This is a genomic window from Paucibacter aquatile (assembly GCF_002885975.1).
In the GTDB taxonomy this organism is placed as follows: Bacteria; Pseudomonadota; Gammaproteobacteria; order Burkholderiales; family Burkholderiaceae_C; genus Paucibacter_A; species Paucibacter_A aquatilis.
This window is the reverse complement of the sequence record NZ_POSP01000003.1, coordinates 2,307,970-2,334,287: the sequence shown is the minus strand read 5'-3', so window position 1 is coordinate 2,334,287 and position 26,318 is coordinate 2,307,970. Positions and strand designations below refer to the sequence as shown.

Annotated in this window: 23 protein-coding genes; 11 read left to right on the top strand and 12 right to left on the bottom strand. The window is 66.3% G+C overall.

The features are described from left to right. Positions 1 to 38: 38 nt before the first annotated feature. Both C1O66_RS13255 and C1O66_RS13250 read right to left on the bottom strand, forming a co-directional pair. Positions 39 to 938 (bottom strand): type 2 periplasmic-binding domain-containing protein, encoded by a 900-nt coding sequence (locus tag C1O66_RS13255; RefSeq protein ID WP_102768316.1) that lies wholly within the window; start codon positions 936 to 938, stop codon positions 39 to 41. Continuing rightward, positions 935 to 1,735, bottom strand: a complete 801-nt coding sequence (locus C1O66_RS13250; RefSeq protein ID WP_102768315.1) for an alpha/beta fold hydrolase — start codon at positions 1,733 to 1,735, stop codon at positions 935 to 937. Before C1O66_RS13250 ends, C1O66_RS13255 begins: the two co-directional genes overlap by 4 nt. Before the next feature lie 78 nt (positions 1,736 to 1,813). Here C1O66_RS13250 and C1O66_RS13245 point away from each other — a divergent pair, with 78 nt between their 5' ends. After that, entirely contained in the window at positions 1,814 to 2,629 is an 816-nt protein-coding gene (locus C1O66_RS13245) for an enoyl-CoA hydratase-related protein (RefSeq protein WP_102768314.1), read from the top strand. Further along, a complete protein-coding gene (locus tag C1O66_RS13240) occupies positions 2,629 to 4,158 on the top strand; it encodes a 3-hydroxyacyl-CoA dehydrogenase (RefSeq protein ID WP_102768313.1) in 1,530 nt (509 codons plus the stop codon). The genes C1O66_RS13245 and C1O66_RS13240 overlap by 1 nt, the downstream gene beginning before the upstream one ends. An 88-nt stretch (positions 4,159 to 4,246) precedes the next feature. Here the strand turns inward: C1O66_RS13240 and C1O66_RS13235 are convergent, their stop codons facing one another. After that, positions 4,247 to 5,125, bottom strand: a complete 879-nt coding sequence (locus tag C1O66_RS13235) for an IclR family transcriptional regulator domain-containing protein (RefSeq protein WP_102768312.1) — start codon at positions 5,123 to 5,125, stop codon at positions 4,247 to 4,249. 582 nt (positions 5,126 to 5,707) lie between these two features. Then, a complete protein-coding gene (pcaF, locus tag C1O66_RS13230) occupies positions 5,708 to 6,910 on the bottom strand; it encodes a 3-oxoadipyl-CoA thiolase (protein ID WP_102768311.1) in 1,203 nt (400 codons plus the stop codon). 339 nt (positions 6,911 to 7,249) lie between these two features. On the opposite strand from pcaF, the gene C1O66_RS13225 reads away from it, so the two are divergent. The 5 genes from C1O66_RS13225 to C1O66_RS13205 all read left to right on the top strand — a co-directional run bounded on the left by C1O66_RS13225 (position 7,250) and on the right by C1O66_RS13205 (position 12,816). Beyond that, positions 7,250 to 8,527, top strand: a complete 1,278-nt coding sequence (locus C1O66_RS13225) for an HD-GYP domain-containing protein (protein WP_102768310.1) — start codon at positions 7,250 to 7,252, stop codon at positions 8,525 to 8,527. Beyond that, a complete protein-coding gene (locus tag C1O66_RS13220; protein ID WP_279305047.1) occupies positions 8,524 to 10,653 on the top strand; it encodes a putative bifunctional diguanylate cyclase/phosphodiesterase in 2,130 nt (709 codons plus the stop codon). Before C1O66_RS13225 ends, C1O66_RS13220 begins: the two co-directional genes overlap by 4 nt. A 77-nt stretch (positions 10,654 to 10,730) precedes the next feature. Next, positions 10,731 to 11,054 carry a DUF1840 domain-containing protein gene (locus tag C1O66_RS13215; protein ID WP_102768309.1) on the top strand — a complete coding sequence of 108 codons (324 nt, stop codon included), beginning with the start codon at positions 10,731 to 10,733 and terminating at the stop codon, positions 11,052 to 11,054. Beyond that, positions 11,014 to 11,703: a histidine phosphatase family protein gene (locus C1O66_RS13210; protein ID WP_243392790.1), complete on the top strand. Its 690-nt coding sequence runs from the start codon at positions 11,014 to 11,016 to the stop codon at positions 11,701 to 11,703. Before C1O66_RS13215 ends, C1O66_RS13210 begins: the two co-directional genes overlap by 41 nt. Positions 11,704 to 11,883: 180 nt before the next feature. Next, entirely contained in the window at positions 11,884 to 12,816 is a 933-nt protein-coding gene (locus C1O66_RS13205) for a porin (RefSeq protein ID WP_102768307.1), read from the top strand. A gap of 104 nt (positions 12,817 to 12,920) precedes the next feature. Here C1O66_RS13205 and C1O66_RS13200 read toward each other — a convergent pair whose 3' ends face one another. From C1O66_RS13200 to C1O66_RS13175, 6 genes are read right to left on the bottom strand one after another with little or no spacing between them, the layout of a single operon-like run. Then, positions 12,921 to 14,207: an FAD-dependent oxidoreductase gene (locus C1O66_RS13200; RefSeq protein WP_102768306.1), complete on the bottom strand. Its 1,287-nt coding sequence runs from the start codon at positions 14,205 to 14,207 to the stop codon at positions 12,921 to 12,923. Next, positions 14,204 to 14,461, bottom strand: a complete 258-nt coding sequence (locus tag C1O66_RS13195; RefSeq protein ID WP_102768305.1) for a (2Fe-2S)-binding protein — start codon at positions 14,459 to 14,461, stop codon at positions 14,204 to 14,206. Before C1O66_RS13195 ends, C1O66_RS13200 begins: the two co-directional genes overlap by 4 nt. After that, positions 14,442 to 15,608: an NAD(P)/FAD-dependent oxidoreductase gene (locus C1O66_RS13190; protein ID WP_102768304.1), complete on the bottom strand. Its 1,167-nt coding sequence runs from the start codon at positions 15,606 to 15,608 to the stop codon at positions 14,442 to 14,444. The genes C1O66_RS13195 and C1O66_RS13190 overlap by 20 nt, the downstream gene beginning before the upstream one ends. Continuing rightward, on the bottom strand, positions 15,608 to 16,570 hold the full coding sequence (locus C1O66_RS13185; protein WP_102768303.1) for a 4-hydroxyproline epimerase: 963 nt from the start codon (positions 16,568 to 16,570) through the stop codon (positions 15,608 to 15,610). Before C1O66_RS13185 ends, C1O66_RS13190 begins: the two co-directional genes overlap by 1 nt. 25 nt (positions 16,571 to 16,595) lie before the next feature. Continuing rightward, positions 16,596 to 17,300, bottom strand: coding sequence for a GntR family transcriptional regulator (locus C1O66_RS13180; protein ID WP_102768302.1), 705 nt, complete (start codon positions 17,298 to 17,300; stop codon positions 16,596 to 16,598). Positions 17,301 to 17,337: 37 nt separating this feature from the next. After that, positions 17,338 to 18,285 carry a dihydrodipicolinate synthase family protein gene (locus C1O66_RS13175; protein WP_102768301.1) on the bottom strand — a complete coding sequence of 316 codons (948 nt, stop codon included), beginning with the start codon at positions 18,283 to 18,285 and terminating at the stop codon, positions 17,338 to 17,340. A 264-nt stretch (positions 18,286 to 18,549) separates the two neighbouring features. On the opposite strand from C1O66_RS13175, the gene yajC reads away from it, so the two are divergent. The 4 genes from yajC (at position 18,550) to C1O66_RS13155 (ending at position 24,500) form a co-directional block, all read left to right on the top strand. After that, a complete protein-coding gene (gene yajC, locus C1O66_RS13170; protein WP_102768300.1) occupies positions 18,550 to 18,876 on the top strand; it encodes a preprotein translocase subunit YajC in 327 nt (108 codons plus the stop codon). A 160-nt stretch (positions 18,877 to 19,036) separates the two neighbouring features. Beyond that, the gene (gene secD / locus C1O66_RS13165; protein WP_102768299.1) at positions 19,037 to 20,944 is read left to right on the top strand and encodes a protein translocase subunit SecD; all 1,908 of its coding nucleotides are present in this window, start codon (positions 19,037 to 19,039) and stop codon (positions 20,942 to 20,944) included. 20 nt (positions 20,945 to 20,964) lie between these two features. Then, positions 20,965 to 21,999 carry a protein translocase subunit SecF gene (secF, locus tag C1O66_RS13160; protein ID WP_102768298.1) on the top strand — a complete coding sequence of 345 codons (1,035 nt, stop codon included), beginning with the start codon at positions 20,965 to 20,967 and terminating at the stop codon, positions 21,997 to 21,999. A 38-nt stretch (positions 22,000 to 22,037) separates the two neighbouring features. Then, positions 22,038 to 24,500 (top strand): DUF1631 family protein, encoded by a 2,463-nt coding sequence (locus C1O66_RS13155; protein WP_102768297.1) that lies wholly within the window; start codon positions 22,038 to 22,040, stop codon positions 24,498 to 24,500. Positions 24,501 to 24,600: 100 nt separating this feature from the next. Here the strand turns inward: C1O66_RS13155 and C1O66_RS13150 are convergent, their stop codons facing one another. Both C1O66_RS13150 and dprA read right to left on the bottom strand, forming a co-directional pair. Then, positions 24,601 to 25,053, bottom strand: coding sequence for a Smg family protein (locus C1O66_RS13150; RefSeq protein WP_102768296.1), 453 nt, complete (start codon positions 25,051 to 25,053; stop codon positions 24,601 to 24,603). 117 nt (positions 25,054 to 25,170) lie between these two features. Beyond that, the gene (gene dprA, locus C1O66_RS13145) at positions 25,171 to 26,301 is read right to left on the bottom strand and encodes a DNA-processing protein DprA (protein WP_102768295.1); all 1,131 of its coding nucleotides are present in this window, start codon (positions 26,299 to 26,301) and stop codon (positions 25,171 to 25,173) included. Positions 26,302 to 26,318: the final 17 nt, after the last annotated feature.

Genomic DNA, 26,318 nt, shown 5'->3' with positions numbered 1-26,318 from the left:
TTTTTCGGGGTTCAGAACGGGTGAGTGAGGGTGGCGCGTCAGCGGCCTTCGGCCTGATGAAGCCGGCTGCGTACCAAGGGGTGCCAGAGTCGGGTGTCCAGCAAGGGCGTTTCGTTCGGAAGATCTGGATTGGGCACACGCAGCCAGAGTCGTTCGGCCAGGCGAGCCCGTGTGAGCTGGGTGCCCACCGTGCGCTCAAACAGGGCCAAAAAGCTACCGTCCGCGAGCACCAAGTCCCAGCCCTTGCGAAGCCGCTCGGCCAGGGCTGGCTTTTGGGGGCTGACGAAGAAGTAGAAGGCTGCGGGGTAGGCAATCAACCAGCGCTCCAACACGCGCAAATCAGGCTGAGCGTCGACGATGGGATAGACCTCGGTCGCGCCCAAGGCGAAGAGATCCACGCGCCGGCGGCGCAGCATCTCCACGAAGGTGGCAAGCCGTGGCAGCCGCTCCAGCCGCCAGCCCGCTGCAGCCAGGATCTGCGTGTCCGGCCAGTCGGCCACCTGACCGGTGCGCAGCGCCTGCGCTTGCGCGGTGCTGCTGATGGCCTCCAACTCGGCCACTCGGCTGTGCAAGGCGATCGGTAGGCGCACGCCCATCAGGCCGCGGTACAGGCAGACGCGCACCGGCAGGCTTTGTCGTTCCCGCGCTGCCGAGGTCATGGCGCTGATCAGATCGATCTCGCCGCTCTGGATCTGCAGAAAGGCGCGGTTCTGCGACACCACCTCGCTGGCTTCCAGCCGGTAGGGGCCATGACTGGGTACCGTCTTGTCGAGCAACAGCTGCAGCACGACTTGCTCGTAACTCAAGACCTTGGCGTTTTGGCCCTGGCTCAGGGCGTGGCGCACCACCAGGGGGCCGTCTTCCTGCGCCAGGCTGGGCGGGGCGAGCACAGCGCTGCCCAAAAGGCTGAACAGTGCACGTCGCGCGAGAGTGCTCATGCAAGGCAGCGCTGGAACAGCGCGTTTGTGTGCTCAATCACCGCCTCGGTTTGCTCGCGCTGGGGTGCATGGCCACAGCCGGGCAAGACACAAAGTTTGGTGTCGGCGTGCAGGCGCGCGATCGCTTTGATCTGGGCCAGGCTGCCGTATTCGTCGTTTTCACCCTGCAAGGCCAGCACCGGGCAGGCCAGGCGCCCGCGCAGCTCATCCTCGATGTTCCAGCGCTCGGAGCCGGGGTGCAGCCATGCGGAGTTCCAGCCATAGAACGCCGAATCGGTGTCGGCGTGGTGGCGGGCCAGGGCGGTGCGCAGGGCCGGCTCCTGCTCGTAGGCTTGGCGAGCCTGGCGCAATCCGGCGATCGTGCAGGGCTCGATGAACAGATGCGGGGCCATTGCCACCACGCCACGTACTCGCTCGGGAAAGGCCGCGGCGAACAACAGGGCCAGACTGGCCCCGTCGCTGTGTCCAAAGAGAAAGAGGCGCTCATCGCGTGGCACGCCCAGTGCGTCGAAGCAGGCGGGTAGCTGGTCACGCGCCTGACGCTGCAGATAGTCTTGAGGCCAGAGTTCGCGGCGTGGGCTGCTCTGGCCATAGCCGGGACGCGAGTAGACCAGGCCGCGGCAGTCCAGGGCCTCACACAGTTGCTGCGGGAAATCGCGCCAGTGCGACAGCGAACCCAGCCCCTCGTGCAGGAAGACGGTCAAGGGCCGCCCCTCGCGCTCGATGCCCAGCCACTGGGCTTCGATCTGCAGCGCTTCGCCCTGCAATTGCAGCGGCTGGAGAAAGGGGGCGGACATGGCTGGATTGTGCCGCCAAGCCTCCAGCCCCGCGGCCCTGCGCTGCGATACTTGCCGCACAACAAGGAGCATTCATCCGTGGAGACTTTGCATATCGAGCTGGACCCGCGCGGCGTGGCCCGTTTGACCATGACCCGCCCCGAGGTGTTCAACGCCTTCAACGAAACCATGATCGCCGAGCTGGCCCAGTCCATGGACCGCCTGGTGGCTGACCCGCATGTGCGCCTGATCGTGCTGGCTGGGGCTGGCAAGGCCTTCAGTGCCGGCGCCGACATCCAGTGGATGAAGCGCGCGTCCGAGGCCAGCCAGGACTGGAACCTGGCCGACGCCCGCAAATTCGCCGACATGCTGCAGCGCATCGCCCATTGCCCCAAACCGGTGCTCGCGCGCATCCAGGGCCTGGCCCTGGGCGGCGGGGTCGGGCTGGCCGCCGCCTGTGACATCGCCGTGGCCAGCAGCGAGGCCAAGTTTGCGGTCAGCGAGGCCCGCTTCGGCATCCTGCCCGCTGTCATCGGCCCCTATGTGATCAACGCGGTCGGCCCGCGCCAGGCCAAGCGCCTGGCCCTGACGGCCAGCCGCATCGGTGCCGCCGAGGCCTTGAGCCTGGGCTTGGTGCATGAGGTGGTCGAGGCCGAACAGCTCGACGCTGCGCTGGAGCGCTGGATCCATGAGCTGCTGCAGAACGGTCCCGCCGCGCAGGGCGAGATCAAGCGCTTGTTCGCCCAGCTGGAGGTGGGGCTGGTCACGCCCGAGGTGCGTGAGCTGACGGCCCAAACCATCGCCCGTGTGCGCCTCGGCGATGAGGCACGCGAAGGCTTTGCCGCCTTTCTGGCCAAGCGCCCGGCGGCCTGGGTGCCTGCCGCTGAAGCCAGTGCCAGCAAGGAGGGCCTGTGATGACGAGCGCGATCCATACCTCGGGCTGGCATGTGGCCCAGCGGCCAGCAGCTGACGCCCTGATCGGCGTAGTCGGCGCCGGTGTGATGGGCGCCGGCATCGCCCAGGTGGCGGCGCAGGCCGGCCATCCGGTGCGCTTGCTTGATGTGCGTGAAGGCGCAGCCGCTGCGGCCTTGGCCCAGATCGGCAAGGGCCTGGACGGCCTGGTCAACAAGGGGCGCATGGAGGCCGAGGAACGCGCCGCCATCATGGCCCGCATCCAGCCAGCCCGTCAGACGGCGGAGCTGGCCGAGGCCACCCTGGTGATCGAGGTCATCATCGAGAAGCTCGAGCCCAAGCAGGCCCTGCTGCAGGAGCTGGACGGGCTGCTGGGTGAGGGCGCCATCATCGCCACCAACACCTCGTCCATCAGCGTCACCGCCCTGGCCAATGGCATGAAGCACCCGCAGCGCCTGGTCGGCATGCACTTCTTCAACCCCGTGCCGCTGATGAAGCTGGTCGAGGTGGTCTGGGGCGCCGAGACGGACGCTGGCGTGGCCGAGGTGATCGCGCAGCTGGCACGCAGCTGGGGCAAGACGGCGGTGCACGCCAAAAGCACGCCTGGCTTCATCGTCAACCGCATTGCCCGGCCCTACTACGCCGAGACTCTGGCCCTGCTGCAGGAGCAGGCGGGCACGCCCGAGCAGATCGACCGGGCCTTGCGCAGCGCCGGCTTCCGCATGGGGCCGTGCGAGCTGATGGACCTGATCGGCCACGACACCAACTACCTGGTCACCCAGTCGGTGTTCGAGGCCAACTTCGGCGACAAGCGTTACCAGCCCTCCTTGGTGCAAAAGGCCTTGGTGGATGGCGGGCGTCTGGGCCGCAAGGTCGGCAAGGGCTTTTACGTCGGCCCACCGACGCCGCCGGCGCCGATCGAGCCTGTCAGTGCCGCGCTGCCGGCCCTCAGCCTGGTCGGGCGCGGCCCGCTGGTGGAGGCTTTGGCCGCTTGGTTTGCGCACCGGGGCCTGAGCTTCAGCCGCGGCGAATCGGCCGACTGGGTGGGCCTGGTGCTGGGCGAGGTGCATCTGCACCTTAGCGATGGCCGCACGGCCGCCCAGATTGCCCACGAGCGTCGTTATGCGGAGCTCGCGGTGATGGACTGGCCTGTCGCCCCTGATCGTGTCGATGGTCTGGCCGTGGCCTTTGGCCCGCGTTGTTCTTCGAATGCGCGTGAGGCTGTGCGCCTGCTCTGGCATGCGCTGGGCTGGGAAATGCTGGAGCTGCGCGATGTGCCGGGCCTGGCCGTGGCTCGTACCGTGGCCATGCTGGTCAATGAGGGTAGCGATGCCGTCTGGCAGGGGGTTTGCGACGAGCAAGGCGCCGATCTGGCGATGAAGCTCGGCGTCAACTACCCGGCCGGGCCTTTCGAGTGGCTGGCGCTGCTGGGCGCGGAGCGCGTGGTCGAGCTGCTCGATGCCTTGTTCGCCGCCTACCGCAGCGAGCGCTACCGCGTCAGCCCGCTGCTGCAGCAGCGCCGCTGGGCCTGAGCTGCGGTCGCTTCAGCGGCAAAAAGAAACAAAGCCACCGCGCCGGTTCGGCGGGGTGGCTTTTCCGTTCATGGGCCTGAGGCGGGGTTCAGAGCAGCATGCGCAGATGGGCTTGGGCTTGCAGCAGCGGCGGCAGGCAGTGCTCGACCATCTGGTCCATGCTCATGCGTGAGGCATGGACGCTGATGTTCATGGCCGCGACCACATCGCCGCGGTAGTTGCGCAGCGGCACGGCCACGGTGCGCAGGCCCAGCTCCAGCTCCTGGTCGATGCAGGCATAACCCAGGGCGCGAGCGCGGGCGATCTCGATGCGCAGGCGTTCCGGGTGGGTGATGGTGTGTGGGGTCAGCGGGGTCAGCTGCTGGCGGGCGATCCAGTCGTCCACCTCGGCCTGTGGCAGGGCGGCCAGCATCACGCGGCCGTTGGCGGCGCAGTAGGCCGGCACGCGGGCGCCGGGCTGCAGGGTGGGGGAGACCACGCGGCCAGCGCTGGTGGCGGCGATGCAGATGACGTCGCCGCCATCCAGCACGCCGGCCGAGCTGGCTTCCTTGAGTGCATAGGCCAGCTTGTGCAGCTCGGGCTCGACGATGCGCGGCAGGCGGGCCGAGTGCATATAGCTCTGGCCCAGGCGCAGCACCTTGGGCGAGAGCGCAAACATCTTGCGATCCTGGGTGACAAAGCCCAGGTGGGTCAGGGTCAGCAGGTAGCGGCGCGCAGCGGCGCGGGTCAGGCCGGTCCGGCCTGCCACTTCGCTGATGGTCAGGCGGGGGCGTTCTTGATCGAAGGCTTCGATCACGGCCAGGCCTTTTTCCAAGCCGGCCACCAGATCCCGCTTGAGCGGGCCATCGTTGGAGGGCTTGCTGTCGGACTTGGCGACAGCGGGCAGGGCGCCCTTGTCGAGCGAAGGCTCGGTCAGAGCGGGGACCGCCAGTGCGGTCAGGTCTTCAAATGCGCGTGCAGCAGACATGGCGATGTGTGTTGGGCGCCCTCAAGGCTCAGAGCGCGTTTCAGGATTCAAGACCATCAAATTCCACCCCGGTCGATTGCCGGGTTGATTCATCTCTCGGGCCGACGAAGCGGCCGAGCCGGGTTCACACGCAGGCGCCCGCTCGCCCTTCAGGCGGCGTTTCAGGCGCTTCCCAGTATCCGGTGCGAGCACCCGACACGGAACATTAGAACAGCGAATGCTTCGCATTCACGTTTCAAATCAAGTCTGTGAATCTGGCTGAGATGATTCGGCCTGGCAGGGCTGGCTGGGGTGAAAGAAAAGAAAGACGAAAGCTGAAATTTTTGGCCTGAGCGAGCATCGCATCGGGTGTTGGGCCCCGGTCCTGTCCCCTCCGGGCAGGTTTCACGCGTGATGTCCGCTTGGTGAATTGAATTCAGTATCCCATGCACATCGGGCCATGCCAAAAGACATGTGAAGCCGTTTGTCGGATAGAAAAAAGCGCTGCAGGAGCAGCGCGTGTAAAGAAATGTTATTGCGTTCCAGGTCGATTATTGGCAATTTTCCCTGGATCGAAAGATTGTTTCTTGCGTTTAAGCGAGCTCAGACCCGCTCGATCAGCACGGCGATGCCTTGGCCCACACCGATGCACATGGTGCACAGGGCGTAGCGGCCGCCGCTGCGATGCAGCTGATTCACCGCCGTGGTCAGCAGGCGTGCACCGCTGGCGCCCAGCGGGTGGCCCAAGGCGATGGCGCCGCCGTTCGGGTTGACGCGCGCATCGTCGTCGGCCACGCCCAGCTGGCGCAGCACCGCCAGGCCTTGGGCGGCGAAGGCTTCGTTGAGCTCGATCACGTCGAGTTGGGCCAGGCTGACGCCGGTCTGAGCCAGCAGCTTTTGCGTGGCCGGCGCCGGCCCCATGCCCATGATGCGCGGCGCCACGCCTGCGGTGGCCATGCCCAGCACGCGGGCGCGCGGGGTCAGGCCATGGCGGGCGGCGGCCGCTTCGCTGGCCAGGAGCAAGGCGCAGGCGCCATCGTTGACGCCCGAGGCATTGCCGGCCGTCACCGTGCCGTCCGGGCGCACGATGGGCTTGAGCTTGGCCAGCGCTTCGAGACTGGTGGCGCGCGGGTGTTCATCCTGATCGACGGTCAAGGCATCACCCTTTTTCTGGGCGATGTGGACCGGGGTGATCTCGGCCGCAAAAAAGCCAGCGGCCTGGGCGGCCACGGCTTTCTGCTGGCTGGCCAGGGCCATGCGGTCCTGGTCGGCCCGCGAGATGCCGAACTCGCTGGCCACGTTCTCGGCCGTTTCGGGCATGGAGTCGACGCCGTACTGCGCCTTCATCAGTGGGTTGATAAAACGCCAGCCGATGGTGGTGTCGTAGACGGCGTTGTTGCGCGAAAAGGCGCTCTCGGCCTTGGGCATCACAAAGGGTGCGCGGCTCATGCTTTCCACGCCGCCGGCCAGCATCAGATCGGCTTCGCCGGCGCGGATGGCGCGTGCGGCCATGCCGACGGCATCGAGGCCCGAGCCGCACAGCCGGTTCAGGGTCACCCCCGGCACGCCGATCGGCAGGCCGGCCAGCAGGGCCGACATGCGAGCGATGTTGCGGTTGTCTTCACCCGCCTGGTTGGCGCAGCCGTACAGCACATCGCTGACCGCTTCCCAATCCACGCCGGGGTTGCGTGCCATCAGGGCGCGCAGGGGGATGGCGCCCAAGTCGTCGGCGCGGACGGAAGACAGCGCGCCGCCGTAGCGGCCGAAGGGGGTGCGGATGGCGTCGCAGATGTAGGCGTGGTTCATGGCCTTGGGTCTCCAGCAGCATTGAGAGGCGGTGAAAACTACCCAAGGGTCTCGTTCGAGCTGTGCATTTCTGCTCAGCTGGCCGATATGCCAAGGGCAGGGTGTGAACGGGCGCGCATTCGGCCCAGACGTTGTTTGGTTCTTAATTAGAACATTGGTTCTTCAAGTGAACATTTCGAAGGGGTCAGGTCCAGCTTTCTTGTTCGCAGGCGTGACAATTTGCACGCCGTTTCATGGGCGTGCGTCAGTGATGGGCAATACTGGCGACAGGGCTCAAGTTTGGTGGCGCCGCGGCCGAAGCTGAGCCAGAGGGCGCCGTCAAAATGGCGTAGAAAGAAAATGAAGGACACCACTGCAGATCCTTTGATCGATGTCGGCCAGTTGAAGGTGGGGATGTTCATCCATCTGGATTTGGGCTGGATGTCGCATCCCTTTCCTCTCAGCAGCTTCAAGCTGAGTTCCGAAGACCAGTTGCTGATCCTGCGTCGCCTCGGGCTGCAGCAGGTGCGTTGGAGTCCGGGCAAGAGCGATCTGCAGACTGAAGCCTCGCCCCTTCCTCCCGAGCCTGCGCCTGAAGTGTCCAATGCGTTGTCGGCTGAAGAGCTGGCGCGCGAAGCGCATCGCAAGGCCTTGGAGGCCCAGCGCGCGGCACTCAATCTCTGTGAGCGCCAGTACGCGGAGGCCGCTGGTGCCTTTCGTGGCGTGATGGATCTGGTGCCCACCGATCCACGTCATGCGCGTGATCAAGCCACGGCTTTGACCGCCGCCTTGCTCGACAAGATGTTGGTCGAGGGTGATCTCAACATCCGCCTGCTCAACGAAGGTGCCGGTGACCGCGGCACGGCCCATGCCCTGAATGTCTCCATCATCTCCTTGCTGCTGGGCCGAGCTTTCGGCCTCGGCCGCGAGGAAATGATGGACCTGGGCGTCGGCGCCCTGCTGCATGACATCGGCAAGACCGAGGTGCTGGCCCGCCTGCGCCACCGCGACGACAGCTTCACGGCGGCCGAACTGAACGGCTACCAGTCCCATGTGGCCAAGGGCGTGGCCCTGGCCCAGGGCATGGGTCTGGCCGCCGGGCCCTTGCTCATCATTGCGCAGCATCATGAGAACGCCGATGGCAGCGGTTTCCCGCAGCGCATCAATGTCGATCGCATGAGCGCCGGCTCGCGCATCGTGTCCCTGGTCAATCGTTTCGATGGCTTGTGCAATCCCCTGCTGGCCTCCAAGGCCATGACGCCGCACGAGGGCCTGTCCCTGATGTTCGCGCAGGGGCGCAATCGTTTTGACGCGACCATGCTCAACGCCTTCATCCGCATGATGGGCGTTTACCCGCCGGGTTCGACGGTGCAGCTGACCGACGACCGCTTCGCCCTGGTGGTGGCGGTCAATTCCTCGCGGCCGCTCAAGCCCAAGGTCATGGTTCACGACCCCAAGGTGCCGCGCGAAGAGGCGCTGATCCTGAACCTGGAGCAGCATGCCGACCTGGGCATCCGCCGCAGCCTGAAGCCGCAGCACTTGCCACGCGCTTCGCTGGATTACCTCAGCCCTCGCACCCGTCTGGCTTACTTTTTCGAGCCGACGCTGGGTCCGGGTGCCGCGGAGTTGGCGGCGTGACCCTGGTCAGCCTGCCGCTGCCCTCACCAACGACTGCCACGCCCGCCCAGATCGCCCTGCTTGAGGGCATGCTGGAGGCCGCGTGGCTGGTCGATGGGAGCAGCCGCCGCATTCTTGCGGTGAATGCAGGTGCGGCCGCCTTGCTGGGCCTGAGCGCCGAGCAATGGCAAGGTCAAGGGGTGGAGGCACTGGCCAGCTCGCCCGAGGACGTCATGTTCTGGATGGAGGCCGCGCAGGATCGTCAGGCCCATCTGCTGTCCGACACCGTGATGCGCCACGCCGATGGCCGCATGTTGTGGGTGACGCGGCGTATCAGCTTTGTCGCCGATGCGGCCATGCCGGGTAACGGCTGCTGGCTGGTCAGTGTGCGCGACCAAACCCTGCAGCGCCAGGCAGAGGAGGAACGCGAGGCCTTGGTGGCCGAGCTTCAGGCCACGCTGGAATCCACGGCCGACGGCATTCTGGTGGTCGATCTGGCCGGGCGCATGCGCTCCTTCAACCGCCGTTTTGCCTCGCTCTGGGGCATTCCGCAAGACCTGCTGCGAGAGCGCAATGACGAGGCGGTGCAGACCTGGATGCGCCGCAGCGTCGTGGACGGTGCGGCCTATGTGGCGCGGCTCTCGGCCATCCAGGACGCCGCCTTGCTGCAGAGCAGCGATGTGATCAGCTTGTTGGACGGCCGGGTGCTGGAGCGGGTATCCCTGCCGCAGTTCAGCCGCGGTCGGCCGATTGGCCGGGTCTACTCGTTCCGCGATCTGAGTGAAAAACTGGCGGCCAGCCAACGCATCGAGGAGCTGGCCCATTCCGACATGTTGACCGGCCTGCCCAACCGCCGGGCTCTGGCCGAGCGCATCGACTATGCCCAGGCCATGGCCAAGCGCGAAAGCGCACCCTTTGCCTTGCTCAATGTCGATTTGGATCGCTTCAAGCAAATCAACGACACCTTGGGCCATTCCTATGGCGATCGCGTGCTGCGCGAAGTGGCCGAGCGTCTGAAGGCCTGTCTGCGCGAAGTGGACATGGTGGCCCGACTGGGCGCGGATGAGTTCGCCCTGCTGATCCACCAGGCCGACGCACGCGGCGCCGAAAACGCCGCGCGCCGGGTCCAGGAGGCGATGGCGCGGCCGTTCTGCTTCGACACCCTGAGTTTCACGGTCACCTGCAGCACCGGCATCGCCTTGTTCCCGGGCGATGGCGCCACGGCCGATGAGCTGATGAGCAGCGCCGAACAGGCCATGCACTGGGTCAAGGAAAGCGGCCGTTCGGCCTTTCACTTCCACCAGCCGCGCAAGGATGTGGACCTGCTCTCGCGCATGCGCCTGGACCACGCCATGCGCCAGGCGCTGCAGGAGGGGCAGTTCCGCCTGCACTACCAGCCACAGATCAATCTGGCCAGCGGACAGGTGATCGGCGCTGAGGCGCTGATTCGCTGGCGCGACCCGCTGCGTGGCGAGATCTCGCCGGCCGAGTTCATTCCGGTTGCGGAAGAGAGCGGCTTCATCGTCGCCATCGGCGAGTGGGTCTTGCATCAGGCCGTCGAGCAGGCGGCGCGATGGCTGCGCCAGGGCTGGCGCATGCCGGTCGCTGTGAATGTCTCGGCGCTGCAGTTTCAGCAAAGCCAGTTTGCCGACACGGTGGCCCATGCTTTGCGGGCCTCGGGCCTGCCGCCGGGCTTGTTGGAGCTGGAACTGACCGAATCCATCCTGCTGCGCGATGCCGAAGAAGCCTTGCGCCGGCTGCAAAGCCTGGCGGCGCTGGGCGTGTGCATGTCCATCGACGACTTCGGCACCGGTTACTCCAGCCTCGGCTACCTGAAGCGCTTCCCCATTCAGCGCCTCAAGATCGATCGCAGCTTCGTGAAGGCCTTGCCTTCAGACGCCAGCGATGCCGGCATCGTCAATGCCATCATCCAGATGGGGCAGGCGCTGCGCCTGCATGTGATTGCCGAAGGCGTGGAGACCGAAGCCCAGCGCGACTTCCTGCTGCGCGCCGGCTGTGACGAGTTCCAAGGCTACCTCTACGCCCCGGCCTTGGGGCCGCAGGAATTCGAGGAGCGGGTCTGGCGCCGCGGCAACCCCAGCAGCCCGGGTGGCGGCATGCGGCTGATGGGCGGCTTGTTGATCTGAAGCCGCCCGCGCAGCCATGACTGCGCCGACAATGGCTGGCATTCATCTGAACAGCCATTTCGGGGAGGACCTTCACCATGATCTACCGCTTCAAATCCAAGGCCGGCGCCGACGTGATCATGTTGCAGCCGCAGGGCGAGCAGATCCTGCGCCTGCTGGGGCGCGAGCCTTCCCCGCAGGGCATTTTGCGCGGCGCCGAGCTGCCGGCCGCAATTTCGAGCCTGGAGCAGGCGGTGGCCGAGGACGAGGCAGCGTTTGCTCAGCTGCAAGCCGAAGCCGAGGCCGCCGGTGAGCCGCTGCCGCGACGCGAGGGCATCAGCCTGCGTCAGCGCGCCTGGCCGCTGATCGAGTTGATCCGCCATGCCCAGCGCGCCGACAACGACCTGGTCTGGGGTGTTTGAGGCCATGCCGCTGGACAGCAGCACACGCGTGCTCGCCATTCGCCATGGCGAAACGGCCTGGAACCGAGACAAGCGCATCCAAGGCCAGCTCGATGTGCCCCTGAACGACACCGGGCGTGCTCAGGCCCAGCGTCTGGGCGAGGTCTTGGCCGGGGAATCCGTGGACGTGGTCTATAGCAGTGATCTGGGTCGGGCGCGCGAGACCGCTGCCGCTGCAGCCGCGGCGCTCGGGCATCCCGTGCACTTGGATCCAGGCCTGCGGGAGCGCAGCTTCGGCGTGTTTCAGGGCCAGACCTGGCAGGAGATTGCCGAGCGCTGGCCCGATCACAGCGAGCGCTGGCGGCGCCGCGATCCGGATTTCGGTGCCGAGGGCGGTGAAACCTTGCAAGAGTTTTATGCACGCAGCGTGTCTGCTGTGGAGCGTGTGCTGCAGCAACACGCCGGGCAGACCGTGTTGATCATGACCCATGGCGGCGTGCTCGACTGCCTGTACCGCGCGGCCACGCGCTTGCCCCTTCAAGCGCCGCGCACCTGGACGCTGGGCAATGCGGCGATCAACCGCCTGCTTTTTTCCGACGCCGGTTTCACGCTCGTGGGCTGGAACGATGACGCACATCTGGGTGGCCTGGGCCTCGACGAGCTGGCGTGAGCGAGCCAATCGACCGTTCTGGCAAGTGCCGATCCGCACGAAATGAGGTGTACCAGAGAAGTGTTGCAAATTCGCGTCGGTGCTGTTTCAGCGCTCCGAGCCACTTCTATACTTCCCTCACATTGCGCAGAAGACCGGGCGGCTAAGCCCAGCACACACTCAACTCACAAAAGGCATACGATGAAAAAGATCGCTCTCGTGGCTGCTATCGCAGCTCTGGCCGCTCCCGCCGCTTTCGCTCAAAGCTCGGTCACCCTGTGGGGCCGTATCAACACCACCGTCGAAAGCCAGAAGGTTGGCGCCGGTGATCGCAAGGTCGTCGTGGCCAACAACGCTTCGCGTCTGGGCTTCAAGGGTCAAGAAGACCTGGGCGGCGGTCTGAAGGCCAGCTTCGCCCTGGAACACGGCCTGAATTCGGACAACGGTGCAGCCACCGGTGACTTCTGGAACCGTGAAGCTTCCGTGCAACTGAGCGGCGCTTTCGGTGCTGTGCGTCTGGGTCGTTGGACCCCGGGCTCCTACTTCGCCACCGCTGACTACATCAGCAACCACAACCATGACACCGGTTCTTCTTCGGATGAACTGTATTCGTTCGCAACCTTCAAGCAAAAGAACAAGGTTGGCTATTTCACCCCCACCGTCGGTGGTTTCTCGGGTGAGTTTGCCGTGGGCGCGGGCGAGGGTGCTGAGCCTCGCAGCCTGGATATCTCCGGTAACTACGATCAAGGCCCTTTGCACCTGGGCGCTGGCTTCAGCAAGGTTGGTAGCGCCAAGCAGTTCGCCGTGCGCGGTCTGTATGAATTGGGCTCCATCGTTCTGGGCGCCTATGTTCAACGTGAAGATATGGGCACTGGAGCCAACGATTCCCGCACCATCGCTCGCGTGTCGGCGATGTACGTGATGGGCGCTTCGGAGTTCCATCTGAATGTTGGTGGCTCCAAGGCAGGTGGTTCGATTGGTTCCAATGGTGCCAAGCAGTACACCCTGGGCTACAACTACAACCTGAGCAAGCGTACCAAGGTGTACGGTTTCTACACTGCTATCGACTCCACCGCCGCCAAGAGCGCTGGTGACTTCAGCTCGCTGGCTGCTGGTATCCGTCACAACTTCTGATCGTTCTCGATCGATGTCAAAAAAGCGACCCTCGGGTCGCTTTTTTTATGGGCTTTTCGTCTGCGGCGACTGTGTGCTTGCACCTTGAGCGAGCGCAACAAGAGTCAGTCCTCAGCGAGCAGATGCAAGGGTGCAGCTTGCAGCGGCGTGCGCAGGCCGCGGTTCTGTTGTGCTGGCCAGCCCAACAGGCTTTCGCAAATCGGCCCGCAGATGCGGCCCTGGCATGCGCCCATGCCGCAGCGTGTCTGCAGTTTGGCTTCGCGCCAGTCGCTGTGAGCCTTGAGTTGTCCCAGGCTGACGTCCTCGCAGCGGCAGATGGTGGTGCTGATGTCGGCCAGCTTCAGCACTTCTGGGCGCGAGGAGAAGCGGCGCTGCAAAAGGTCGGCGAACTTCAGAGCGCCCCGTCTTGAACGGCTGGCACCGGCGCGTCCGAGCATGGACTGGGCGGCCAGCGAGCCTTCCACCACTGACTTGTCCACGCCGCCAATGCCTGTGCATTCCCCGGCGGCAAAGACGCCGGGCAGGTTGGTGGCCATGCCGGCGTCGACGGCAATTGCGCCGTCATCCGTGAGCTGGCAGCCCAGCATTTGGGCCAGTTCGGTGTTGGGCAAGAGCCCGAAGCCCAGGCCCAGCGCATCGCAGTCCAGGGCCCAAGTCGCTCGCCCCGTGCTCAGCTGTATGCTTTGCAGCCGGCCATCGCCGCTCGCGCTTTGCACCCAGGTGCCGCTGCGATAGGGGATGCCGCGCAGCCGCCATGCCAAGCCGGCCGCCTGCGCCGCTTTGGTCGCGGGCAAGCCAGCCGCAAAGCGAAGCAGGCTGGCGCGCGAGGCTTGCTCTGCAATCAGCAGGATCTGCCCGCCGGCCTGTCGCACCGTGTCTGCCGCGGCCAGCAGCAGGGGGCCGCTTCCGGCCAGCACCACACGCTGGCCTTCGATGGGCCAGCCTTGCTTGACCAGGGCTTGCAACCCTCCAGCCCCGGTGATGCCAGGCAAGGTCCAGCCCGGAAAGGGCAGAAAACGCTCGCGGCCTCCGGTGGCCAGCAGCAACTGGGGCGCCTGCACCTGGACCGGCACTCGGTTCGGGTGCGCCGGCTGGTACAGCCGCAGGCTCACGGCCTGATCGGTCGCTTCAATGTGCGCATCGATCACCGCATGGCCGAAGCAGCACTGCAGCGAAGGGTGGCTCAAGGCCGCCTCGACCTGAGCGCGCCAGTGGGCAGGCAGGCCCGCTCGCCAGATCTGGCCGCCGGCCTGCGCCGATTGCTCCACCCAGATCACACGCCGGCCGGCCTCCAGCAAGGGCAGCAGGGCGGCGATGCCTGCCGGCCCGGCGCCGATGATGAGGATATCGGCTTGCAAGTGCTGAGCCTTACGCTGCGATGTGCTGCTCATGTCTGCGTCTCGATCTGCATGCCGTCGACCACCAAGGTCATGCAGGCCAGCCGGTGATCATGGCCATCGATGCGAACCCGGCATTCCTGGCATTGGCCCATGCCGCAGAACGCGGCACGTGGCTGCCCGGTCTCGGAGCGGCGACTGTGGCTCAAGCCCGCGCGCTGCAGGGACGCGGCCACATTGCAATGGGCCGGCACCTGCAGGGCCCGGCCGTTGATGAAAACCTGGAACTCAGGCTGGGACAACGACATGCTGGCTTTCGCTGAAACGTTCGGGTCGGAAAGGACTGGGGTCCAGGCTACAGGGCTGGCCCAGGCTCAGCTGCACCAGCAGCTCGGCCGTGGCCAGGGCCGTGGTGATGCCCAGGCCTTCGTGCCCTGTGGCCAGCCAGCAGCGGCGTAAGAGGGGGTGAGCGCCGATCAGGGGCTGGCCGTCGCGGCTGGCGGGGCGCACGCCGGTCCAGCAGCGCAGCAGGCTGAGCTCGCCCAGGCCCGGCATGTAGTGCAGCGCCTGGCGCAGCATCTGCTTCAGCAGCGCGGGGTCCAGCTCGCGATCCTCGCGGCCGATCTGGCGCGAGGAGCCGATCAGCAGCTGTCCGCCCGGCCTCGGCTGCAGATTGAAGGACACCGTGTCCTGGTCCACCAGATGGGCGCGCTTCAAGTAGCCTAGCTCGACCAACTGGTGTTGCACCCGGCCGGGGTGGCGCTGGGTGATGGCCAGATGGCCTTTCTTGGGCAGCAGCCAGCCGGCGGGCAGATGCTGCTGCGCGGCCAGGCCGGTGCAGATCACGGTCATGGCGCCCCAGAGTTCGCGTCCATTGTCCAGGCGCACCGAGGCGCCATCAAAACCGACGGCCCGGGCGCGGAAGAGCTTGGCCTGTGCCTCCTGCAGCCAGCGGCCCGCCACGCGCGGTGGGTAGACGCGGCCATCGCCGGGCACACGCAGGGCGCCCCAGAGGTCGCGGCGCAGCAGGGGTTCCGCTTCGAACAAGGCCTCAGGTTTGAGCATCTCCGCCGCCAGGCCCTGGCCGCCAAACCAGGCGCACTTGCGCTCGGCCAGGTCCAGCTCCTCGGCGTCTGCGGCCAGCCAGAGCGTGCCGCAGCGGCTGTACTCGGCCAGCTCGCGGTGCGCCTCCTGGGCTTGCAGCCAGTCTTGCCAGAGCTGCAGGCTGCGGCGGCTGAAATCCGATTCGGTTTGATCGGCCGGGTCCAGGGCATCGACGGTGAGCAGATGGCCCATCGATGCCGCCGTGGCGCCGCCGCCGATCGGGCCCGGCTCGACCACGGCCACGCTCAGGCCCTGGCGTGCGTACTCGCGGGCGCAGGCGGCGCCGATGATGCCACCGCCGATGACGATCACATCGGCATGGCGACGCGTGGGTAGGGGGCTGGCGGCCATCAGCCGGCGCTGGCGCCGAGGGTCTGGCCTTCGTCCCGGATGCCCCAGGCGAAGGGGTCGCCGGGCTGGAAGACCAGGTTTGCATCGAGGGTGACAAACGCCTGTCCGTGGATGCGCGGCAGCACGCGGCCACCCTCTGCGGCCTGGTAGCTTGCCGTGAAATGGCTGCCGATCACACTTTCCTGCACCCAGGCTTGCCCGGGCGCCAGCTTGCCGTCGGCCGCCAGGCAGGCGATCTTGGCGCTGGTGCCGGTGCCGCAGGGGGACCGGTCGTAGGCTTTGCCGGGGCAGAGCACGAAGTTGCGGCCCTGGTGGGCTGGGTTTCGGGCCGGCCCGATCAGTTCGATGTGGTCGATCTCCTGGCCGCCTTCGCCAGTGATGCCCTGGGCCTGCAAGGCCTGGCGGATGCGCCAGGACAGATCGGTCAGGGCTTCGACCTCGCTCAGGCGCAGGTCCAGCCCATGGTCATCGCAAAGGAAGAACCAGTTGCCGCCCCAGGCCACATCGCCGTGGACGCGGCCATGGCCGGGCACTTCCACGGGAATCTGGCGAGCCCAGCGGTAGGCCGGCACATTGGCGACGGTGACGCTGCCGTCGGCGTGCAGGGTGGCGCTGACCGTGCCCACCGGCGTCTCGATGCGGTGCTCGCCCGGCTGGATGCGCCCGAGATAAGCCAGCGTGGCGACCAGGCCGATGGTGCCGTGGCCGCACATGCCGAGGTAGCCGACGTTGTTGAAGAAAATCACGCCCGCGCTGCAAGTCGGGTCTTGCGGCTCGCACAGCAGGGCGCCGACCAGCACGTCCGAGCCGCGCGGCTCGTTGACGATGGCGCTGCGCCAGGCGTCGTGCTGCTCGCGCAGGCGCGTCAGTCGCTCCGCCATGCTGCCGCGGCCCAGGTCCGGGCCGCCGTCAATCAGGATGCGGGTCGGCTCGCCGCCGGTGTGGGAATCGATGATGCGCATGGCGTGAAGATGACTGAAAAAGATGTCAGGCGATGACGGCGCTGGCAAAGCTGCGCAGATAGTCCATCAAGCCATCGGCCGCGGCACTGGCGCGCTCGGACTCGCCGGCCGCGATGGCCTCGGCCAGCACCAGGTGGCAGCGCGAGCCTTCGCTCATATCGCCTTGGTGCTGGTAGGCGTACCAGAAGCGCCGGCACTGGATGATCATGGGCACGACGGCCGCCACCGCGAATGGGTTGCGGCAGGCCGCATGCGCCACATGGTCCAGCGCCTGGTCGGCCGCCATGTAAGCCGCCAGATCGCCGGCCTGGCTGGCCTTGATCATCTGCTGCGCGCAGTGCAGCAGATCCTGGCGCTGCTGCGGCGTGGCACGGCGCGCGGCGGAGGTCGCGATCAGCCGCTCCAGCACGCGCCGCGCCTCGATCAGATCCAGATGCTCGGCCAGGCGGATGTCGCTGACCAGCAGGCCGCGGCGCGGCTGCTGCACGATCAGGCCGCTGGCCACCAGGCGCATCAGGGCCTCGCGGGTGGGCGTGCGTCCCAGGCCGGTGCGCTCGATCAGCTCGGCCTCGACGATGGGTGCGCCCGGACGCAACTCCAGGGTGGCGATCATGGACTCCAGTGCGTCGTAGGCCTGGTCGGCATAGCGGCGCTTGTCGGGCTCGCCGTCTGCCGCGGTGGCGGCGGCTGAGCTGATGAGGCTGGAGTCCTGGGTTCGGCTGGTTTTCATGGGCGCATCATCGCAGGCCCCGGGCCTGCTCGGGCAATCAGAACAGGCCGCTCAGGTCGGGCCGGGTGTCCAGGCCCCGCTGGATGATGGTGGCCACGCGTTCGCGTTCGGCGCCGACCAGGGGCAGGCGCGGGCGGCGCACGTGCTCGTTGCCAACGCCAGCCATGGCCTCGGCCAGCTTGATGTTTTGCACCAGCTTGGCGCTGACATCGAGGTGCAGCAGGGGCATGAACCACTGGTAGATCTTCAGCGCTTCGTCGTAGCGCTTGGCCTGCATCAGCTTGTACAGCGCCACGGTTTCTGCCGGGAAGGCATCGCACAAACCAGCCAGCAGGCCTTCGCAGCCCAGGGCCAGGGCTTCGAAGCTCAGGTCGTCGACGCCGATGAAGAGCTGGTAGCGGGTGCCCAGGGCATTGCGCAGGTCGGTGACGCGACGGATGTTGTCGGTCGATTCCTTGATGGCCACCAGCCACTCGCAATCGGCCAGCTCCACCATGTCCTCGGGCTTGAGGTCCACGCGGTAGGACACCGGGTTGTTGTAAATCATGATGGGCAGCTGGGCGGCCTGCGCGATGGTGCGCACATTGGCCATGGCCTCGCGCGTGTCGGCCGGGTAGAGCACGGCCGGCATCAGCATCAAGCCCTGAACGCCCAGCTTGGCGGCGGCTTCGACATAGCGGATGGCATTGCGGGTGCTGGTTTCCGACACATTGGCCAGCACCGGCACGCGGCCGGCCGAAACGCGCAGGGCGGTGGCGGCAACCTCGAGCTTCTCTTCCAGTGTCAGCGTGCTGGCTTCGCCGAGCGAGCCGCCGGTGACCAGGCCATGCACGCCGTTCTGGATCTGGAAGTCGAAATGGCGCTCCATCTCGGCAATGTCCAGGTCTTCGTTGGCCTTGAACTTGGTGGTCACAGCGGGGAAAACGCCGGTCCAGCGGGGCAGGTCGGCACGGGCGCAGGGGATTGTTGGGCTGAGGTCGGTCATGAAGAACTCCGTTGGTATTCTGTAAATATATTTATTGAAGGGCTTGCCGTCAAGCGGGCGCAACCCCAAATACAGCGACTCCGGCGTCGACTTCGTTCTGCGCTGCCCCAAACGTGCCGGCTACGGGTTGGTCTGGGCAACGGGTGAGGTCGTGGCGCACATACAATCCGCCGTTCATTTGATGCCGCCCTGGCCCAGAACTGGGTGTCGATTGAATCGCGCCCGACCACTCGGCTTCACCACATCTCCAAAGGGAATTTCCTCGTGTTCATCTCCAATGCTTTCGCCCAAGCTGCTCCCGCGGCAGCTGCTGCACCGGAATCCAGCCTGCTGAGCATGCTGCCCCTGGTGCTGATGTTTGTGGTGCTCTATTTCGTGATGATTCGTCCGCAGATGAAGCGCCAGAAGGAGCACAAGGCCATGATCGACGCCATCGCCAAGGGTGACGAAGTCATCACCTCCGGCGGTCTGCTGGGCAAGATCAGCAAGGTGGGCGAGAGCTATCTGAGCCTGGAAGTCGCCAATGGTGTGGAACTGCAAGTGCAGCGCGGCGCCGTGGTGCAAGTGCTGCCCAAGGGCACCATCAAGTAAGCCAATCCAAGAACACCGGTCGGCCCGCTCCGCAGAGGGAGGCGGCGCCGCTGGACTAGCCAGCCTGCCGCCGCGTGCGGCGGGCTCACCCGGCACCGCCGGCACTGCCTTGATGTTTCGAGGCGGCAGCCCCGGTGCATGGGCCTGAGAGGAAGCCTTCATGAACCGTTATCCGCTGTGGAAGTACGCGATCCTTGTTGTCGCGCTGCTGATCGGCTTCATCTACACGCTGCCGAATTTCTTCGGTGAAGCGCCTGCCGTGCAGGTGTCCAGCGGCAAGGTCACCGTCAAGGTGGACTCGGCCGTGGCCGCCCGGGTCGAAAAGGCGCTCAGCGATGCGCAGATCAAGCCGGACTATGTTCAGTTCGAAGGCAACTCCGTCAAGGCCCGCTTTGCCGACCTCGACACCCAGGTCAAAGCCAAGGACGCGATCAGCAAGGCGCTGAACACCGACCCCAGCGACCCGAGCTACATCGTCGCGCTCAATCTGTTGTCGCGTTCGCCGCGCTGGCTGACCGCCCTGCACGCCAACCCCATGTACCTGGGTCTGGACCTGCGCGGCGGCGTGCACTTCCTGATGCAGGTCGACATGAAGTCGGCCCTGACCAAGAAAGCCGAGAGCCTGACCGGCGATGTGCGCAGCATGCTGCGCGAGAAGAACATCCGCCACGCCGGCATCAGCCGCGATGGCAATGCAGTCAACGTCAATTTCCGCGAAGAGGCCGTGCGCCAGCAGGCGCTGACCGTGCTGAACGACCAACTGCCCGATGTGCAGTGGCAGCCGGTGACGGAAGGCCTGGATCTGCGCCTGGTCGGCACCCTCAAGCCCAAGTCCCAGGTGGCCGTGCAGGAAGCTGCGCTGCAGCAGAACATCACCACGTTGCACAACCGGGTCAATGAGCTCGGTGTGTCCGAGCCGGTGATTCAGAAGCAGGGTCTGGACCGCGTGGTCGTTCAGCTGCCTGGTGTGCAGGACACCGCCAAGGCCAAGGACATCATCGGCCGCACCGCCACGCTGGAACTGCGCATGGTGGATGACAGCGCCGAGGCGCAAGCCGCCCTGGCCGGTTCCGGCCCCGTGCCCTTCGGCACCGAGCGCTTCATCGATCGCGGCTTCGGCCCCATCATCGTCAAGCGCCAGGTGGTGCTGACCGGTGAAAGCCTGAACGACGCCCAGACCACCTTCGACGACAAGCAGCGCCCCGCCGTGAGCCTGACCGTGGACGCCAAGGGCGCCCGCATCATGAAGGACATCTCGCGCGAGAACATCGGCAAGCGCATGGCCATCATCCTGTTCGAAAAGGGCAAGGGCGAGGTCGTGACTGCACCGGTGATTCAGGGCGAGCTGGGCAACCGCTTCCAGATCACCGGTTCGATGAACACCCAGGAAGCCAACGACACGGCCCTGCTGCTGCGCGCCGGTTCGCTGGCCGCACCGATGGAGATCATCGAAGAGAAGACCATCGGCCCAAGCCTCGGTGCCGAGAACATCGCCAAGGGCATTGCCAGCGTGACCTGGGGCTTTGTCGCCGTGGCCGTGTTCATGTGCATTTACTACATGCTCTTCGGCCTGTTTTCGTCTCTGGCTCTGGGTTTCAACCTGCTGCTGCTCTTGGCCGTGCTGTCCATGATGCAGGCCACGCTGTCCCTGCCGGGCATCGCCGCCATCGCCCTGGTGCTGGGCATGGCGATCGACTCCAACGTGCTGATCAATGAGCGTATCCGTGAAGAGTTGCGTGCCGGCATGGCACCACAAGCGGCCATCAGCGTCGGCTACGAACGCGCCTTCGCCACGATTCTGGACTCCAACGTCACCACCCTGATCGCCGGCGTGGCCTTGCTGGCCTTCGGTTCGGGCCCGGTGAAGGGCTTTGCCATCGTGCACTGCCTGGGCATCCTGACTTCGATGTTCTCGTCGGTGGTGTTCTCGCGCGCCCTGGTCAACCTCTGGTACGGCCGTCAGAAGAAGCTCAAGTCCCTGTCCATCGGGCAGATCTGGAAGCCTGAGCCCAGCCCCGGCGCGGCCTCGGCCGGCGATGCCGACTCGCAACCCGTGGCCAAGGCCTGAGACCAAGAAAGCCTCGAATCATGGAACTCTTCCGAATCAAGCGGGATCTCCCGCTGATGAAGCATGCGTTGATCTTCAACGTCATCTCCTTCCTGACCTTTGCCGCCGCCGTGTTCTTCCTGGTCACGCGCAGCCTGAACTTCTCGATCGAATTCACGGGTGGTACCGTGATGGAGATCGAATACGCCAAGACGGCCGAGATCGACAAGACCCGTCATGTGGTCGAGCAGATGAATTTCGGTGAAGTCACTGTGCAGCCCTTTGGCAGCTCGCATGACGTCATGCTGCGCCTGCCGCTGCGTGGCGACATCAAGCAGACCGAGCAGGTCGGCCGCGTGTTCGCCGAGCTGTGCAAGGCCGAATCGGGCAGCATCAGCCAGCGCCAAACCGTCAGCGACAAGGGCGAGGCCATCAGCAAGCAGGTTTGCCTGACGCCGGACGGCGCCGAACCGGTCAAGCTCTCGCGCAGCGAAGTCGTCGGCCCGGCCGTCGGTGAGGAACTGGCGCATGACGCGGGCCTGGCCTTGGGTATGACGGTGATCGGCATCATGATCTACCTGGCCTTCCGCTTCGAGTGGAAGTTCGCCGTGGCCGGCATCATTGCCAACCTGCACGACGTGGTCATCATCCTGGGCTTCTTCGCCTACTTCCAGTGGGAGTTCTCGCTCGCCGTGCTGGCCGCCATCCTGGCCGTGCTGGGCTATTCGGTGAACGAGTCGGTGGTGATTTTTGACCGGGTGCGGGAAGCCTTCCGCAAGTACCGCAAGCTGAACACGCACGAGGTCATCGACCACGCCATCACCAGCACCATGAGCCGCACCATCATCACCCACGGCTCGACCCAGCTGATGGTGCTGTCCATGCTGATCTTCGGCGGCCCGACCCTGCATTACTTCGCCGTGGCGCTGACCATCGGCATCTTGTTCGGCATCTACTCCTCGGTCTTTGTGGCTGCGGCGATCGCGATGTGGCTCGGTGTCAAGCGCGAAGATCTGGTGAAGACGCCCATCAACAAGGAAGATCCGGACGATCCAAACGCCGGAGCCGTGGTGTAGAGTGGCCGAAAACCACTCAGCATGATCCACGAATTCTCATGAGCGCAGCCGCCCGCAATCAGGCCTTGGCCTCTCAGGCGCGGCGCATCTATATCGAGTCCCTGGTGCGCGGCATCTCGGCGCTCGGCAAGGTGCTCAACGAGGCTGCCGCCCAACTGTTGCTGCAGACCGCCGAGTACGCGGTAATGGTGGCGCGCCGTGACGGCGTACAGTCCTGGAACCGTCACGGCCCGGCCTGGGTGTCGGGCGTGATCAGCGGCCTGCGCCATGCCGCCGTCTACGGCATCATCGAAGCACCCAGCGCTGCAACCGCGACCTCTGCGGCACCGGCGCCAGCGGCCATGTCCCTGGTCGACGACGACACCATCGAGCGCGAGATCACCAGCTCGCGCCTGGCCCTGGCCATGATGGACAAGGCGACCTGGGAGTTCACCGATCTGCGCACCCGCATGCAGGTGCTTGAGAAGCAAGACGATCTGCCCGCGCAGGATTTGCTGCGTGCCAACGTCGTTGCCAAGCTGGTGATGGACGCCTGGATGCGCAGCGGCCTGGCCACCTCCGACTGGCAGATGCTGCGCAGCACCTTGCACGAGGAGTTTTCGCAGCTGCTGGTCGAGTGCTACCACGAGACCAACCGCTGGCTGGTTTCGCAGCAGGTCTTGCCCGAGGTGGACCTGCGCCCCTTCATTCGCCGCAGCGCCGACAACGGCCCGGTGCCCGCTGCCACGGCCTATGTGCCCGGCGCCGGTGTGCCCTACGGCGGCACCCAGTTCGGTGCGGCCACGCGCACACCGCAGATCCGCGGCTCCTCGGGCCTGCCCGAGGCCGGCCAGGCACCGGTGCGAAGCCCGGCCAGCAGCCAGGCCGAAGAGGTCTTGCAGCTGCTGCAGAAAATTGTCGGCCGCCAGGTGCCGGCTTTCGGGGCCACGGCCATGGCCGAGTCGGCTGCCACCCGCATGGGCGCCACCCGCATGGGCTCGGCGGCTGCGGTTCAGCCCCCGGGCGCCGGCGGCAGCCCGTCCGGCGCCAGCAGTGTCTCGGATCCGGCCATGGCGCCAACCCAGGTCGAGGCCCAGCCCTTCCCGCCCTCGCGGCCTGCCGCGCCGCGCCTGAGTGCGGCCATCAAGCATGCGCAGGAGTCTTTGCAGCGCGAATCCGTTCATTCCGACGGTCAGCCCGTGCCGGCGCCGCAGCTGCTGGAAGAGATCAAGACCCGCAACCAGGCCTTCAAGTCGGTGCTCAAGCAGGCCGCCGACACGCCGGCCGAGCGCGCCACCATCGAGCTGGTGGCCATGATGTTCCAGAGCATCCTGATGGAAGAGCACATCCCGGCCTCCGTGCGGGTGTGGTTCGCCCGCCTGCAGATGCCGGTGCTGCGTGTTGCTGTCAGCGAGCCCGATTTCTTTGCCACCACCGACCACCCGGCGCGCCAGCTGATCGACCGCATGGGCGCCTGCGTCATGGGTTTCAGTGGCAACACCGGCACCAGCGGCGCCGCGGGCGACCCGCTGGAGCGCGAGATCAAGCGCGTGGTGCAGGTGGTCGAGGCCTATCCGGACACCGGCCGCCGCGTCTTCCAGACCGTGCTGACCGAGTTCGAGAAGTTCCTCGACAACTATTTCAAGAACGAGAACCAGACCACCCGCCACGGCGTGTCCCTGGCCCAGCAGGTCGAGCAGCGCGAGACCCTGGCCATCCAGTACACCATCGAGCTGCGCAAGATGCTCAACGAGGTGCCGGTGCAGGACGGCGTGCGCGAGTTCCTGTTCCACATCTGGGCCGATGTGCTGGCCGTGACCGCGGTGCGCACCGGCGCCCAGTCCGACAACACCAAGCAGATGAAGCGCGCGGCGGCCGATCTGATCTGGTCGGCCAGCGCCAAGGTCTCGCGCGAGGAGCGTGCCGAGGTGATCCGCCGCCTGCCGCCCCTGCTCAAGACCCTGCGCGACGGCATGGGCCAGGCCGGTTTGTCTGTGGACAAGCAGGACGAGCACATCCGCGGCCTGAACAATGCCCTGGCTGCGGCCTTCACCGCCAAGACCGCCGCCATCCCGCGTGAGCGTCTGGACGAGCTGATGGATCAGCTGGAAACGCTGGAAACCATGCTGCCCGAGGACGGTGAGGAGTCCGACATCAGCGAGCTGCTGGTGCGCGACCTGTCCGGCCACGAGGCCGAAGGCATGGAGGTGGTGGCCGAGGGTGGCTCGGCGCCGACCCCGGCCATGCTGGCCTGGGCCCGCGAGCTGCAGGTTGGTGGCTGGTTCATGCTGGATTACCGCGGCCGCAACGAAGCGGTGCAGCTGGCCTGGCGTGGCAACCGCCGCCACATGACGCTGTTCGTCACGCCGACCGGCCGTGGCGTGCTGTTCCCGCTCAACCGCCTGGCGGCGTTCCTGCAGGCCGGCCTGCTGCGCCCCGCGCAGGACGAAGCCCTGACCGTGCGCGCGACCCGCAATGCCTTGGCCAAGCTGGACGTCGATCCCTCGCGTCTGCTGAACTGAGCGGACGCGAAGGCCGGCAAAAGCGGGCAAAAAAGCGGGCAAACAAAAGGGCTGCCTCGGCAGCCCTTGTCGTTCATGCGCGCCGAATTGCTCGGCAGCCCTAGTGGATCAGCCGGTCTTCCGGGGCCACGAAGAGTTCGTCCAGGATCAGCGCGTCGGGCTCTTCGCCCAGGCTCCAGAACACCATCAGCACGATGATCTTCAGGTCTTCGAGGTCCATGGGGCCACCGGAGATGGCCATGGCGCGGTCGATCACCATCTCACGCATGGGCGGGCGCAGCACGCCGGCCGAGGCGAGGAAGGTGATGAAGCCGACCGAGGGCTCGCCCAGGTGGTCCAACTCGGCGGTGGAGTACACACGCAGACTGTCGACGCCTTGCTGGCCCTGGAAGGAGGTGGCCGCGCTGGCCAGGCCATCCAGCCAGGACAGGGCTTCCTGGATTTCGTCCGTCTCAAAGCCCACTGCCGACAATTTGCGAGTCAGCTGGGCATGATCCGGGCAGGCGTCCGGCCGCCAGTAGGTTTCGTAGAGGTAGACCAGGACGTCAAACATGGGCTGACTATAACCCAGGGCCTCCGACGGAATGGGGCGAGAAACCGGCCAAACAGGCCAGAAAAGCCCGTCTCAAGGCCCCAAACTGCGTTTCCGAGCGAGGGCGGCGCGCCGGCTTCAAGCCCCGCCGCGGCGCTGGAATTGCTGCCCCGGCAGGCGGCCGATCGCGCCGTTGAGCTCCAGTTCCAGCAGGTGAGCACTGAGCTCGGCCACTGGCCAGCCGCCACGGGCCTGCAGGGCATCGAGGCCGATGGGGTCGAAGCCCATCAGCTCCAGGACCTGGCGTTGGGCGGGGCTGCAGTCCAGCGCTTCAAAGGGCGCTGACGGCTGCATGCTGCTGGTCGCCACCGGGCTGCCCGGCCAACTACCGGGCGGCAGCTCTTCCAGCACGTCCTGGGCGGTTTCCACCAGCTTGGCGCCCTGGCGGATCAAGGCGTGGCAGCCTCGGCTCATGGGTGAGTGAATCGAGCCCGGGATGGCGAACACCTCGCGGCCCGCCTCGCTGGCCAGCCGGGCCGTGATCAGCGAACCCGAGGGCAGGGCGGCTTCCACCACCAAGGTGCCCAGGCTCAGGCCAGCGATCAGGCGGTTGCGGCGCGGGAAGTTGCTGGCCAGGCCCGGCATGCCCCAGGTGTACTCGCTCAGGATCAGGCCTTGCTCGCTGATCTGCGCGGCCAGCGCCTGGTGCCGACGCGGGTAGATCTGGTCAAAGCCGGTCCCCATCACCGCGATGGTGGCGCCACCGGCGGCCAAAGCGCCCTGATGCGCGGCGCCGTCCACGCCCAGGGCCAGGCCCGAGGTGATGCACAAGCCGGCCTGAGCCAGTTCGCGGGCAAAGGCGCGGGCATTGTCCCGGCCTTGCGCTGTCGGGTTGCGGCTGCCCACCACGGCCAGGCAAGGCGAGCGAAGCAGCTCGCGCCGGCCCTGCAGATAGAGCAGCAGCGGCGGGTCGGCCGTGGCCATCAGCTGCGGCGGGTAGTCGGCATCGCCGAGCAGCAGAATCTGGTGCGAGGGGTCGGCCTGCAGCCAGGCCCAGGTGCCGTCCAGCGCCGCGTCCAGGTGCTCGGGCGGGCGACTCAGGCTTTCGCGCTGCTTGGGGGTCAGCAGATCCTGCCAGGCGGCACCCGGTAGATCGAACACCGCTTGCGGCGAACCCAGGCTCAGCAGCAGGCGGCGCGCGGTGTCGAGGCCGATGCCGGGGCTTTCCAGCAGGCGCAGCCAGGCGCCCAGTTCATCGCGGTCCCACATGGCTTGGCGACCGCGTG